This is a genomic window from Enterococcus sp. AZ048 (genome assembly GCF_051715125.1).
GTDB lineage: Bacteria > Bacillota > Bacilli > Lactobacillales > Enterococcaceae > Enterococcus_A > Enterococcus_A gilvus.
The window spans coordinates 2,447,235-2,460,163 of record NZ_JBIOTD010000001.1; the positions used below are offsets into that span (position 1 = coordinate 2,447,235).

A 12,929-nucleotide genomic window follows, 5' to 3' on the forward strand; every position below is an offset into this window, starting at 1 on the left:
TCTATTCTTCCCCTTGTCGAATAGTGGTCTTTTTTGTTTCCTAGGAAACTATATAACCTCTTTGTTTCCTTGTCAACAAAATTAAATCAAAAAAAGAAGCAGTCGCGAATGACTGCTTCAAATTAGTGAGTTGTGATCCCTTGTTTCTTGATTTCTGAATCCAAATGTTGGTTATACCGTGCGAGAAATGTTAAGAAGGCATCGTATTGATCGTCAGTAATTGGTTCAAAAACAACCTCGTCGCGATCTTCAAATTCTTGGTGAAGCTGCTCATGAATATCAAAGACCTTTTGCCCTTCTTCAGTCAGCTTAAAATAAATTTCCTTCTTATTATCGGCCTTTTGGTAACTTTCGATATACTTCTTTTGCAGCATTTTTTTCGTCAGCTTACTGATGGCTCCACGAGTCATATACATAGATTCCGCCATTTTTGTAACGTTTGGGTCTTCATGTTTACCAATAAATTCGATGCAATGTACTTCGGAAACAGCATATCCTGCCAAAGCTTTTTCCATTTTTACCTTATCTAACCAGGCCCGCTTGTTAAACACTTCGCTGAAGCCTTCCAGAACCTCTACTCTTTTGTTCATACTCGATCCCCCTAGTCATTGCGCTGGACTTTTTATTGACCATTCGTAAATGCAAGACTATTTTAAGGTGTTTTTGTTTCTTTTTCAACAAAATCATTTTGGATTCCGTTCGATCCGTCTTCTTTTCATTTATAAAAGTCAAACATATCGTGTTGCTTTGTCTGCTTTCAACAATTAAAAAATCAAATAAAAATGTAAAAATATAAATTAAATAAATAAGTAATTTTTTTTGACATACCGCCTTCTTTTTCATACTATATAGGTATAGAAGATGTGAGTGTCTCGAACCTTTTCAGATGTGTTCTAAAAGACCACTTCGTTGCGTCTCTATAATGACTATGCTATGATTGAGATGGAAGTTCTGTGATGTGCGCGTTGCCCATTTCAGTGTTGACCGAACATTTTTATTGATATCTTGGGATCCGTCTTGTGTCAAAGTTGGTAACATGCCTTTTCATTTGGTAGTTCGATGCTTAGACCATGGAACCCACCTGCTAGATTTTGCGGGATCAATACTATCGGGCGAATAACGGCATCGACGGAATTTTCCATTTTTTTATGGAATGAAAGCAATTTGCGAACTGCAAATTGCTTTTTATTGTATTGGAGGAAGAAAATGGTTCGCATTTTATTATTTTTACTTGCGCTTATTTTATTAATTTGCAGTTATTACTTAATCAAAAAACCACAGGGGCTATTAGTTCTCTTTAGTAAAGAAACACAAACTGAAGCACGCAGCTTCTTACGTCAATTTGGAATTATCTATGCCGTTTTAGGGATCATGGCGCTATTGGTCGGTGTGATGAACAACCGTTCCTATTCGATGATGTATTTGATCCTGCTTTTAGTGGTTGCAGCGATCTTTGCTTTATTGATGGGCGCAAAAACAAAAAAAGGGTAACAGTACCATTTTCGAGTCTTTTGATTTAAAATAAAGATGAGAAACGGATACTGATCCAATTCTTTAGAAGTGAAACGATTTTTAGTTAGATAGTATGGAAATCGTTTTTCTACAGAATAATGGATTCTTTGAAATGAAAAGGAGTGGGAAACGATGGATCAAGAATACAGTAAAATCATGGTGGCAGTTGACGGTTCTAATGAAGCGGAATTAGCATTCAGAAAAGCAGTGAATGTAGCGAAACGAAATCAGGCAGAATTACTACTCGCTCATGTCATTGATACGCGTGCATTCCAAACAGTTTCTTCTTTCGATAATGTTCTTGCAGAACAGGCTACGGATATGGCGAAGCAAACCTTAGATGATTATGAAGCTGAAGCGAAAAAAGCCGGCGTCAAAAATATCAGCAAGGTCATTGAATACGGCGCACCAAAAGTGATGATCGCCAATCAAATCCCGGAAAACAACGATATTGACTTGATCATGCTGGGTGCTACAGGATTAAATGCAGTAGAACGTTTATTTATCGGTTCCGTATCGGAATACGTTATTCGCAACGCCGCTTGCGACGTCTTGATCGTTCGTACAGATTTAGACAATAAGATTCCTGAAGAAGACAAATAAAACAGTGAACACAAAGAGGGAGCGCCGATTGGCACTCCCTCTTTTCCTTATAGTCATTTCGCTTTAATCCAACATTGATTTGTAAAGCTCGCTGATTTCTTCTACTGTTGCATCCCGCGGATTCCCTGGTGAGCAGACATCCCGGAAAGCATCTTCTGCAATTTTTTGAACATCCGCCTCTTTCATTCCGATCTCAGTCAGACTTTGAGGAATCCCCACGTCAATACCTAGCTGCTTCACCGCTTGGACTGCCGCATCGCGAACTTCTGATAACGGCAGTTCAGCCGCATCCTTCACACCCATTGCCACGGCGATCTCACGATATTTTTCACCAGTATAATCTTTATTGAAGTCCATGATCAATGGCAGCAATGTCGCACACGCTACCCCATGTGGTGTATCGTACCAAGCGGATAATGGATGCGCCATTCCGTGAACCAAACCTAATCCAACGTTAGAAAAACCCATCCCAGCGATATACTGACCCAAGGCCATTTTTTCTCGAGCTTCTTGATTTCCCGCAACGGAATCACGCAACGCATGACTGATGATCTCAATTGCCTGGATGTGCAGCATATCTGTCATTTCCCACGCACCTTTTGTAATGAACCCTTCGATCGCATGGGTCAAGGCATCCATACCAGTTGCCGCACATAACGCTGTGGGCATCCCCATCATCATATCACTGTCGATAAAAGCCACCACTGGAATATCATGAGGATCGACACAAACAAATTTACGCTGATTAACCTTATCCGTGATCACATAATTGATCGTTACTTCGGCAGCTGTTCCAGAAGTAGTTGGTACCGCTAAAATTGGTAATGCAGGTTTTTTCGTATCTGCTGGTCCTTCTAAACTGATCACATCTGAAAATTCAGGATTGGTAGTAATAATTCCGATTGCTTTGGCTGTATCGATTGGTGAACCACCGCCAATAGCTACAATATAATCTGCCCCAGCCGCTTGACAAGCTTTGACTCCAGCTTGAACGTCCTCAATTGAAGGATTCGGTACGATCCCATCAAAAATCTCGTAACTTAACCCGGCCTTGTCTAAAATTGCGGTAACTTTCGTGGCTACTTCAAATTTCAATAAATCTTTATCTGTCACGACTAATGCTTTTTTGAACCCGCGTTTTTTTGCTTCATTGGCTACCTCTGCGATTGCACCTTTACCAAAAAAAGAAGTTTCGTTCAAAATCATTCGATTGACTACCATTAGTATCTCTCCTTTATTGTGTTGTATTTCACAATTGATTATCCCATAAAAAGAAACCGTTTTCTATGATTTCTGATTGTAAATTCTTGCTGGAAAATCAGCAGAAATAGCAAAAAAAGGGATCGACTGTCTGTATTGGCAGCAACAGTCGAAACCTTCACTTTTTATAGGTAGTACCTTTAAAACTTAAATTCGTTGATCACTTCGCCTTGGCGTATGACCTTACTAAACTTTAGGTGCGCATAATCAGTCGCGCAACATAGCGCTTCACGATACTTTTGAAACCCTCTCTCTTGTCTCTCTCCAGTATGCGTCTCGGCTTGTACAAGATATTTCATGACTTTCCCCCTCAAAGCAAACAACAAGCAACCTTCCAAAAAACGAAAAGGCTATAGCATTGATCGATAGAGCGCAGCGATCTCTTCAACTGTCGCCTCTCTCGGATTTCCCGGTGAGCAAACATCATTGAAAGCATCTTCCGCAATTTTAGGAATGTCCTCTTCTTTTACACCTAGTTCAGACAGTCTCTTCGGAATCCCAACATCGATCCCTAATTGTTTGACTGCTTGGACCGCCCTCTCGCGAACCTCTGGCAACGGTAGTTCCGCAGCTTCTTTTATCCCTATATTCACTGCGATCTCGCGATATTTTTCTCCTGTATACTCCTTATTAAAATCCATGATCAGCGGTAATAATGCTGCACAAGCAACCCCATGCGGCGTATTATACCAAGCTGACAGTGGATGTGCCATTCCATGGACGAGACCTAATCCAACGTTAGAAAAGCCCATCCCAGCGATATACTGACCCAAAGCCATTTTTTCTCGGGCTTCTTGATTTCCCGCAACGGAATCACGCAACGCATGACTGATGATCTCAATTGCCTGGATGTGCAGCATGTCTGTCATTTCCCACGCACCTTTTGTAATGAACCCTTCGATCGCATGGGTCAAGGCATCCATTCCTGTTGCCGCACACAATCCTTTAGGCATCCCCATCATCATATCGCTGTCAATAAAAGCCACCACTGGAATATCATGAGGATCGACACAAACAAATTTACGTTGATTGGCTTTATCCGTGATGACATAATTGATCGTAACTTCGGCTGCTGTACCTGAGGTTGTTGGAACTGCTAAGATTGGTAAACATGGATTCTTTGTTCCCACTTCGCCTTCTAAACTGACAACATCCGCAAATTCTGGATTTTCAACGATGATCCCGATCGCCTTGGCCGTATCGATAGGTGATCCGCCGCCAATTGCCACGAGATAATCCGCGCCAGCCGCTTGACAAGCCTTGACCCCAGCCTGTACGTCTTCGATCGAAGGATTCGGAACGATGCCATCATAGACTTCATACTCCAATCCAGCATTTTTTAAAACATCTACGACTTTTGTTGCTACTTCAAACCTGATCAAGTCTTTATCAGTCACGACTAAGGCCTTTTTAAAGTCGCGCTTCCTTGCTTCATTGGCTACTTCTTTAATGGCTCCTTTACCAAAATAAGAGGTTTCGTTCAAGATCATTCTATTTACCGTCATGCTATTCGCTCCCATTCTCCATTGTGTCTCTATTCACATAATTTGCTAAAAAGAAACGGCTAAGCGCTTCTTTTTATAATTCAAATACTTTTTCCAGATCAACCGTAACCGGTGAGTTGTCAGGATTTGTATCCATTACATTCTCCATAAAATCCCACCATTTGCGATTGATCTCGGTATCAGCTGTTTGTGCCCACTTTTCTTCATCCTCGATTTCCAGATACCCAAAGAGGTAATCCGTTTCTGGATCAAAGAAAATCGAGTAGCTGATCGCGCCATGTTCTTTCAGCATTTGCCGCATCTCTGGCCAAAGCTCCTTATGGCGTTTCGTATATTCTCCCTTTAAATCCGGATAAAGCTTCATTCGTATCGCCTTTTTTATCATACTGTCGTCACCTGAGGAGCTTCAAAAAATGCTGGATTCGGAGTGATGCCAAATTGTTTGGCCAAAGCAAGAAAGTTTTCGTCACTGATCGTTTGTTTGATGCCGCCTTGTGCTTGAACGTACGTATAGACCTGCGCCGCTTTTTCCGCTGTTTCGATCAAGCCGAATGTTTCATCCATTGTGCGGCCTGCGCCATAAACACCATGGAACGACCAAAGAACCAAACGTGCATCTTTCATTTTTTCTGCTGTTGCTTCGCCGATCTCATTTGATCCTGGAATCAGCCACGGCAACACTTGTACACCTTCTGGGAAAACCACCATGCATTCGGTACACATTTCCCAAAGCGTCCGTGTGATTGCTTTCGCAGTCAATTCATGGCTGAAGGTCATCGCTAGTAAATGTGTTGCATGGCAATGCATGACTACCCGGTTTTCTGGGTCAACAGATAAGCGAGAGATATGGCTCATTAAATGGGCAGGCAGTTCACTCGTTGGCATCCCGCCATCCGTATAGCCCCATAATAAATCGACACTTTGACCGTCTTCGGCTACACGCAATACACCTAAGTTGTTGGCAGGATCTTTGGCAACATTTTTAAAGTATTTGCCAGAACCAGTGACAATAAAATACTTACCCTTTAAAGCTGTCCCATCAAATGCCATGGGGATAGTCCGTAGCACGTTGGACGTATCTAGATAGTCACTGACATCGGCTTCATCTAATAAATAGGATACGTTTCCGCCATTTCGTTCATCCCAACCTAAACGATAAAGATTGCTGGTTACTTCTACCATTTCTTCCACAAAAGATGCTTCTAAAATATTTTTCACGATTGATTCCTCCAAAATTTTATCTAAACAAGGCGGGGAGATCCCCGCCATTAAATTAGCCGATTGCTGCGATTAATTCTTTTTCGCGAGCGGATAATATATCTCGTTCATAATTCATTACTTCGTCGTACCAATTCATACCAACCGGTGCATCGTTTTGTTCACAGAAGTAGTTCCAGACATCGGCATAAGGGAAGTCTTTCAATTCTTCGGTCATAGCCATGCGTTTTGTATAGTTAAGATCCAGTTCCATTTCCTTCAAGTCTTCGATTGGTTCAAGCATCGCTTTTAATAAAGCTTTTTGTGTATTGCGCGTACCGATGACCCAAGCAGCTACACGATTGATGGTTGCGTCAAAGAAATCCAAACCAATATTTGTCTTGCCTAATAGGTCGTTGCGAACGATCTCTTTACCGATTTCTTGCAATTCATCGTCCATGATGACTACATGGTCAGAATCCCAACGAACAGGGCGAGAAACGTGCAGCATGATCCCTTTAGAAAACAGTGCTAATGAAGTCAATTTGTTTGAAATGACTTCCGTTGGATGGAAATGACCGGCATCCAAACAGATCAATTTGTCGCGAGTTAAACCATAGCCCATGTAAAATTCATGAGAGCCGACAGTGTACGCTTCAGCACCAAGTCCGAATAATTTACTCTCAACTGATTCTTGGGTATAGTCTTCGTTCAAATCTTCCGCAAAAATTTCGTCTAATGATTCCATCATCCGTTTACGAGGATTGTAACGGTCGATTGGATTGTCTTTCATACCATCTGGCATCCAGAAGTTGTTAATACACGTTTGACCTGTTTCTTTTCCTAGATATTCGGCGATCTTACGGCTTCGTTTGCCATGTTCGATCCAGAAATCACGGACATCTTGATCTGGATGAGCTAATGTCATGCCATCTTTCATCATCGGATGAGAGAAGAAGGTTGGATTGAAATCTAATCCGATGCCTTGCTCATTTGCCCATCTTGCCCATTTCTCGAAATGTTTTGGTTCGATTTCATTCAAATCGACCGCTTCATCAGTATCAAGATAGATGGCGTGTAAATTGATTTTATGACTGCCAGGGATCAGCGAAAGTGCCTTTTCGATGTCTTGGCGCAATTGATCTGGTGTATGTGCAGCTCCAGGATAATCCCCCGTTGCCATGATACCGCCAGTCAATTCTCCATCTGGATTCAAAAAGCCCTTTACATCATCACCTTGCCAGCAATGCATGGAGATTTTTACGTCTTGTAGTTTCTTTAAAGCAGTGTCGGTATCGACACCGATCTCTGCATAGCGTGCTTTTGCGTCTTCGTAGCGTTCAGTTACTGTTTTTGTCATTTTGATTTTGCCCCTTTATTCTTTTTATTTTTTATGCGAATTGTTTAGATAAGGATTGGTACTTCTCTCTCGCTTGAAGATTGTTTGTTTGTGGCTGAAACTCCTTCAGTGGGAAAGATTGTTTGATTCCTTCGCGTCCCTCAGCCAAAGTCCCAAAGCCTTTTGTGGCGACCATTTGAACCATGATATTGCCAATAGCCGTCGCTTCGCCTGGTCCTGCGAAAACATTGATCCCGCATGCGTCTGCCGTCAGTTGATTTAAAAAATCATTGTTTGAGCCGCCGCCGACGATGTGAAGCTGGGTGATCGTGCGACCCGTGATTTTTTCTAGTATTTCTAATTCCACCGCATAGCACAGTGCCAAGCTGTCATAGATACAGCGGGCTAGTGCACCGGCAGTTTCTGGTATCTTTTGATTTCTCTCACGACAATAGTTTTGTATTTCTGTGATCATATTTTGGGGATTCATGAAACGGGGATCGTTCACATCGATCAGACTGACGAACGCCTCTTCTTGGCTTGCCAATTCAGCTAACTCGGGATAGGAATAGCGATACCCTTGCAGCCGAGCCACTTCTTGGATCAACCACATCCCCATAATATTTTTCAAGAAGCGAATGGTCCCTTGAACCCCCCATTCATTCGTAAAGTTTGCCTCGAAGGCTTCCTTGCTAGAAACCCCTTCTTCCATCTCGATTCCCATCAAAGACCAGGTGCCTGAGCTGATGTAGGCCCAATTTTCACCTTTTCCCGGTGTGCCAGCGACTGCCGAAGCTGTATCGTGCGAAGCAATCGTAATGACTGTTGCGTCTGGTAGATCATACTCAGGAAAACGTGTTTTTAGGATTGGACCTAGAACCGTTCCTGGCTCTACTAACTTAGGAAATAGCTCCTTTTCAACATAGATTGCTGATAAGACTTCCTCATCCAGCTTCCGCGTTTCCAAATTCATCAATTGCATCGTTGAGGCATTGGTCTTTTCTAGTACTGCGTTTCCTGTTAATACGCAGCCGAGATAATCCGGGATCATCAACAACTGTTTTGCTTTTGCTAATTTTTCTTGATCTTCTCTTAATAATTGGAATACTGTATTAAAGGGCTGCATCTGAATCCCAGTCTTTTCATAGAGCGTGTGCAGCGACATTTTTTGATCAAATTCTTCCATGGCTTGTTCTGTACGTGCATCACGATAGCTGACAGGTTGACTCAACACTCGCCCCTGCTCATCTACTAAGCAATAGTCCACACCCCAAGTATCGATCCCTACATAGCACTCTTGAATTCCTCGTTGCTTAACCTTTTGTAAGCCAATTACTATTTCTTTGATCAAATGATCAGCATCCCAATAATTGGTGCCATCTATTTCTGAAAATCCATTCTTGAATCGATGAATCTCTTCTAATGTGATCTTTTCAAACGGGTCCTTTTCTGAAAGCATCAAGCGTCCACTCGACGCACCAATATCTATTGCAATATATGTCTTTGTCATATTATTTGACCTCTTGCCCGCGAGGGATATCTTCACTGAAGACCCGCTCATCATTTTTTCCATAACGTTCTTGTGTGATCTGCTCCAAAGTCTTTCCACGCGTTTTCGGTGTCCAAACCGTACCAATCACTAACGAGACAAGCAATAATCCGATCATGACCGTCCCTGCAACCGTGAAGCCCAAGTTTGCCAGAATCACTGGAAAAACAATTGACCATATACCGCAGCTTCCACGTACTAAGAAGAACATAACACCTTGGGCACCGCCACGAAATTTCGTTGGAAATAGTTCAGACGCCCATAAGGCGTAAAACGCTTGTGCACCAATACCTGCTGAGATTCCCCAAAGAATAACGAATACCCATAAGCCTAACCACGACATCCCCACGAAGGTCAAAACAACCCATGAAGCCGCTGCCATAATCGCGCCGACAAAATAAAATTTACGGTGATCGACTTTATCACCCAATTTAGCAAAACCAAAATAAGAACCCAGAGATGTAAAGATCCACATAACTGCTTGCAGCATATTGGCTTGTGAGTTTGTCAATCCACCAACAGTCTCATAAACAAACGGCATGAAAAAGCCCATCGCTCCTGCCACTAAATTCCAGAACAAGTACACACCTACAAGGAACACGATGGATCTCTTATTTACGACATTTGAGAACAATTCTTTATACGGATGCGCTTTTTCTGTTGCGACTGCCTGCCGTGCATTTTCCTCTTCCCAGTCCTTCGACTCTTCTAATTGACGCTGTAATGACCACGCGACGATCGCTACAAGAACCAATGAAACAAACAACAATCGATTCCCAAGCAATCCTAATGGTGCCAAAATTACACCTAGTGTAAAAATAATTGCGGGGCCTAAGGACCAAGCCAATTGTGAAATTCCAATATTGTGCGCACGAGAATCCGGATGTGCCATCTCCGCGATATACGACCAAGATGCAGGAACTCCCGCCCCTACAGATAGACCCATAATCAGAAATCCTGCTAACAACATCGGAAAATTCATAGCGAAAATAATGAACAATGCTCCGAACATATAAACCAACAGATTATAGGTATAGATGAATTTACGACCAAACTTATCTGCCAACCGTCCGCCAACAAGTGCTCCAACTGCTGCTCCAAAAGCATTTGCACTCAACGCACCTAATAATCCAACCGAAAAACTACTTAGACCAAAATGTTCTGCCCACAAAGTCAATCCACTTGCTCCAGCTACGATACATCCTGAATCCAAATAATTCGTCAACGATACGGCAATTGTTTCCTTCATTCCTCCACTGCTGCGTCCACTCATGTTTTGTTCGCTCCTTAAATTTATTTACATGCTTATTATTGAATTTTTTGATTGCGCTTTCAATGACGTACGTATAGAATGAGTGTAACGAATTTACAGGGATGTGTTGACATGCATAAAATTGTAGAAGAATATTTGCGACACCATAATCATGTAGAAGAAGCACAATTAAATAAAAAGAAATTCGTCATGGATATTCCTTCTAAATCTTTTCAAACCGCAGAAGACAACATGGTTTTACTAAAGGAATACTTTCTTAAAAATAATTCGATCTACATTAGCAAGCACCCACGATTTGCCCCTTATCCCGAACACAGCCACCATTTTTTAGAGCTGAACTATGTTTATTCCGGTCGCTCGGTCCAATACATTAACCGCAGACGTGAAGTGATCAACCGCGGAGAGATTCTTTTGCTAGATCGTGGTTCTTCCCATGCTTTAGGTGAACACGGTGAAGAAGATATTTTAGTGAATATTATCTTCCCAAATGATAAAGTTGATATCGAATGGCTTTCTAGCTTGAATGATAAAAATAGCGTCCTGTTCAATTTCTTGGCTCAAACAATTGCGACGCGCTCTCGAAAAGAGTATTTGATTTTCCGCTGCTCTGATAATGAGCATGTCCAGATGATCCTAGACCAGATGATCGATAAATACTTTACAGAGCCAGTGTTTGCCAACGAAATCATTTCTTTATACATCCCGATCTTGTTTACAGAATTGATTGGGAATTGTAAGTATGATTTTTATCAAGAAAAAAAAGATAAAACGAATCATCAGGTTGTGATCGATACGCTAAAACTCATCGAAAAAGACTACGCCAACTTGTCGCTAGAGAGTGCTGCGCAACAATTAGGCTACAATAAAAATTATTTGAGCAACATCATCAAGAAAAAAACCAATGAAACTTTCTCTGAGCTGTTGACCAAGCAACGAATGAAGCAAGCGAAGTTTTTGATTGATAATTCGGCCTTGCCGATCAGTTCGATCATCGAAATGATCGGTCTCAAAAACCGAAGCCATTTTTACAAACAATTCAAAGATACATACCATGAGCTGCCGAACTCTTTCAGAGAGCATAAAAAATAAGCCACAGCGTTCTCTGTGACTTATTTTCTAAATTTTTGAGCCGATCACGATACCGACAAAGCTCAATAGTAATCCTAGGCCATAAGAGTCGAATAAATAGCGATAAAACATAGGGCGATCATGTTTCCATAAGACAAACAACTCAAAATTATAAGTAGAAAATGTCGTATAGCCTCCCATGATCCCTGTTCCTAAAAATAAATAGACGGGATCAGACAAGTGCACACCAAAAAAAATACCTAATAGCAAGCTTCCTGATAAATTGATAAAAAAAGTCGCCCTCGGCAGCCGCTTGGTCTGAGGCTCAAAGTAATTGTTCAGAGCAAAACGCAGCATCGCGCCAATCGCTGCCCCGCTGCCAACCAATAACGTCTCGATCATTCCTCCCCCACCCTTCTGTGGTAGATGGCTTCACCGAGCACGGTCATCGCCAACCCGCCGATAAATGACAGCAGCAAATAAAGAAGTGCCAAACCAATTTCTCCAGCCTGAACCAGTTTCATCGTATCCAAGGCAAAAGACGAGAAGGTCGTTAGTGCCCCGCAGAAACCAACACCGACCCCTAAGACCAAACGAGCAGATACGTCAATATCACTCAAAATATGCTTGACGACCCAGCTAAAAATAAAACAGCCGATCAAATTTATAACAAGTGTTCCAAGTGGAAATCCGCCCACTGAAGGAATCCACACGCCTAACCAATACCGCGCTGTTCCTCCCGCAAAAGCAAAAAGCGCAATGACTAAATAATCCAACATGATGTTCATCTCCATTAATTATTCTTCATCACTATAAAACGATTGATTTGAAGTTGCAAATAATACTATCTTTTTCATCTACTATTTTCAAAACATGCTAAACTAAGAGTATCTTGAAAAAAGTGAGGGCTATACATGACAGGGATCATTTTTGATTTTAACGGAACAATGTTTATGGATTCTGATCTTCATGAAGCGGCATGGCTGCAGTTGATTCAAAAATATTCAGACAGCAAAGTGACCGAGGAAGACATTTTAAAAAATCTGCATGGTAAAACCAATGATGTCGTCCTTCGCAATTTTATCTCAAAAAATTTAACAGATGAAGAAATCCAACGATTATCGGATGAAAAAGAGGCGTACTATCGAGACTCCGTTCTAAACAGCTCTGCTCATAAAGAATTTACAAAAGGGCTGAAAGAAGTCTTGGACTATTTGAAGAAAAAGAATAGTCCAATGACCATTGCTTCTGCCTCACCGAAAATCAATATGGACTTCTATTTTGACTATTTAGACCTAGGCATCTGGTTCGATTACGAAAAGATAGTTTACCATGATGGCAGCTTTCCTGGTAAACCTGCTCCAGATATATTCTTGATCGCCGCGAAAAAAATCGGCGTCGCTCCTGAAAATTGCTTAGTCATCGAAGACTCCTATTCAGGGTTACAAGCCGCTCATAGTGCGGGGATAGGAACCATTGTTGCCATTGACCCCGATGGGAAAAATCGCGGGATCTTCGAATCGGAAGGCTTAGCCTCCGATGGGGTGATCGAGGATTTCACTACATTTATTCCAACCTATCTAGCTTAGAAAAAACCGCAAACGATTTTTTTCGTTTGCGGTT

General features: G+C 41.8%; 14 protein-coding genes and 1 other RNA gene. 5 read left to right on the forward strand and 10 right to left on the reverse strand.

From position 1 onward, the window contains the following. Positions 1-122: 122 nt before the first annotated feature. Positions 123-590 carry a MarR family transcriptional regulator gene (locus IGI66_RS11920; protein WP_438849119.1) on the reverse strand — a complete coding sequence of 156 codons (468 nt, stop codon included), beginning with the start codon at positions 588-590 and terminating at the stop codon, positions 123-125. Between the two features lie 355 nt (positions 591-945). Between IGI66_RS11920 and ssrS the strand changes: the two genes are divergently transcribed. From ssrS to IGI66_RS11935, 3 genes are all read left to right on the forward strand, one after another. Next, positions 946-1,139: non-coding RNA, 6S RNA (gene ssrS, locus IGI66_RS11925), on the forward strand. A 67-nt stretch (positions 1,140-1,206) separates the two neighbouring features. Continuing rightward, on the forward strand, positions 1,207-1,491 hold the full coding sequence (locus IGI66_RS11930; protein ID WP_010779669.1) for a hypothetical protein: 285 nt from the start codon (positions 1,207-1,209) through the stop codon (positions 1,489-1,491). 153 nt (positions 1,492-1,644) lie between these two features. Beyond that, positions 1,645-2,115 (forward strand): universal stress protein, encoded by a 471-nt coding sequence (locus IGI66_RS11935; RefSeq protein WP_114524982.1) that lies wholly within the window; start codon positions 1,645-1,647, stop codon positions 2,113-2,115. A 63-nt stretch (positions 2,116-2,178) separates the two neighbouring features. On the opposite strand, the gene fucO (IGI66_RS11940) is transcribed toward IGI66_RS11935, so the two are convergent. The 7 genes from fucO (IGI66_RS11940) to IGI66_RS11970 all read right to left on the reverse strand — a co-directional run bounded on the left by fucO (IGI66_RS11940) (position 2,179) and on the right by IGI66_RS11970 (position 10,238). Continuing rightward, entirely contained in the window at positions 2,179-3,336 is a 1,158-nt protein-coding gene (gene fucO, locus IGI66_RS11940) for a lactaldehyde reductase (RefSeq protein ID WP_438849120.1), read from the reverse strand. Between the two features lie 389 nt (positions 3,337-3,725). Further along, on the reverse strand, positions 3,726-4,880 hold the full coding sequence (gene fucO / locus IGI66_RS11945; RefSeq protein WP_301521272.1) for a lactaldehyde reductase: 1,155 nt from the start codon (positions 4,878-4,880) through the stop codon (positions 3,726-3,728). Between the two features lie 73 nt (positions 4,881-4,953). After that, a complete protein-coding gene (rhaM, locus tag IGI66_RS11950) occupies positions 4,954-5,265 on the reverse strand; it encodes an L-rhamnose mutarotase (protein ID WP_431379910.1) in 312 nt (103 codons plus the stop codon). Then, on the reverse strand, positions 5,262-6,098 hold the full coding sequence (rhaD, locus tag IGI66_RS11955) for a rhamnulose-1-phosphate aldolase (protein WP_438849121.1): 837 nt from the start codon (positions 6,096-6,098) through the stop codon (positions 5,262-5,264). Before rhaD ends, rhaM begins: the two co-directional genes overlap by 4 nt. Before the next feature lie 55 nt (positions 6,099-6,153). Continuing rightward, positions 6,154-7,437 (reverse strand): L-rhamnose isomerase, encoded by a 1,284-nt coding sequence (gene rhaA / locus IGI66_RS11960; protein WP_114524987.1) that lies wholly within the window; start codon positions 7,435-7,437, stop codon positions 6,154-6,156. Between the two features lie 31 nt (positions 7,438-7,468). Next, on the reverse strand, positions 7,469-8,926 hold the full coding sequence (gene rhaB / locus IGI66_RS11965) for a rhamnulokinase (RefSeq protein ID WP_438849122.1): 1,458 nt from the start codon (positions 8,924-8,926) through the stop codon (positions 7,469-7,471). A 1-nt stretch (position 8,927) separates the two neighbouring features. Then, positions 8,928-10,238, reverse strand: a complete 1,311-nt coding sequence (locus tag IGI66_RS11970) for an MFS transporter (protein WP_301516664.1) — start codon at positions 10,236-10,238, stop codon at positions 8,928-8,930. A 111-nt stretch (positions 10,239-10,349) separates the two neighbouring features. Here IGI66_RS11970 and IGI66_RS11975 point away from each other — a divergent pair, with 111 nt between their 5' ends. Beyond that, complete coding sequence (locus IGI66_RS11975) at positions 10,350-11,327, forward strand: AraC family transcriptional regulator (protein WP_314581385.1); 978 nt, start codon at positions 10,350-10,352, stop codon at positions 11,325-11,327. Positions 11,328-11,354: 27 nt separating this feature from the next. On the opposite strand, the gene IGI66_RS11980 is transcribed toward IGI66_RS11975, so the two are convergent. Further along, the gene (locus IGI66_RS11980; protein ID WP_314581387.1) at positions 11,355-11,708 is read right to left on the reverse strand and encodes a fluoride efflux transporter FluC; all 354 of its coding nucleotides are present in this window, start codon (positions 11,706-11,708) and stop codon (positions 11,355-11,357) included. Then, positions 11,705-12,085, reverse strand: a complete 381-nt coding sequence (crcB, locus tag IGI66_RS11985) for a fluoride efflux transporter CrcB (RefSeq protein ID WP_438849123.1) — start codon at positions 12,083-12,085, stop codon at positions 11,705-11,707. Before crcB ends, IGI66_RS11980 begins: the two co-directional genes overlap by 4 nt. A gap of 135 nt (positions 12,086-12,220) precedes the next feature. Between crcB and IGI66_RS11990 the strand changes: the two genes are divergently transcribed. Then, complete coding sequence (locus tag IGI66_RS11990) at positions 12,221-12,895, forward strand: HAD family hydrolase (RefSeq protein ID WP_438849124.1); 675 nt, start codon at positions 12,221-12,223, stop codon at positions 12,893-12,895. Positions 12,896-12,929: the final 34 nt, after the last annotated feature.

Bases quoted from the DNA above. Each gene is read 5' to 3' on its own strand.
- IGI66_RS11975 (WP_314581385.1), top strand. From the start codon at position 10,350: ATGCATAAAATTGTAGAAGAATATTTGCGACACCATAATCATGTAGAA.
- rhaA (WP_114524987.1), bottom strand. From the start codon at position 7,437: ATGACAAAAACAGTAACTGAACGCTACGAAGACGCAAAAGCACGCTAT.
- IGI66_RS11935 (WP_114524982.1), top strand. From the start codon at position 1,645: ATGGATCAAGAATACAGTAAAATCATGGTGGCAGTTGACGGTTCTAAT.
- crcB (WP_438849123.1), bottom strand. From the start codon at position 12,085: ATGTTGGATTATTTAGTCATTGCGCTTTTTGCTTTTGCGGGAGGAACA.
- IGI66_RS11990 (WP_438849124.1), top strand. From the start codon at position 12,221: ATGACAGGGATCATTTTTGATTTTAACGGAACAATGTTTATGGATTCT.
- IGI66_RS11930 (WP_010779669.1), top strand. From the start codon at position 1,207: ATGGTTCGCATTTTATTATTTTTACTTGCGCTTATTTTATTAATTTGC.
- rhaM (WP_431379910.1), bottom strand. From the start codon at position 5,265: ATGATAAAAAAGGCGATACGAATGAAGCTTTATCCGGATTTAAAGGGA.
- rhaB (WP_438849122.1), bottom strand. From the start codon at position 8,926: ATGACAAAGACATATATTGCAATAGATATTGGTGCGTCGAGTGGACGC.
- fucO (WP_438849120.1), bottom strand. From the start codon at position 3,336: ATGGTAGTCAATCGAATGATTTTGAACGAAACTTCTTTTTTTGGTAAA.
- fucO (WP_301521272.1), bottom strand. From the start codon at position 4,880: ATGACGGTAAATAGAATGATCTTGAACGAAACCTCTTATTTTGGTAAA.
- IGI66_RS11980 (WP_314581387.1), bottom strand. From the start codon at position 11,708: ATGATCGAGACGTTATTGGTTGGCAGCGGGGCAGCGATTGGCGCGATG.
- IGI66_RS11920 (WP_438849119.1), bottom strand. From the start codon at position 590: ATGAACAAAAGAGTAGAGGTTCTGGAAGGCTTCAGCGAAGTGTTTAAC.
- IGI66_RS11970 (WP_301516664.1), bottom strand. From the start codon at position 10,238: ATGAGTGGACGCAGCAGTGGAGGAATGAAGGAAACAATTGCCGTATCG.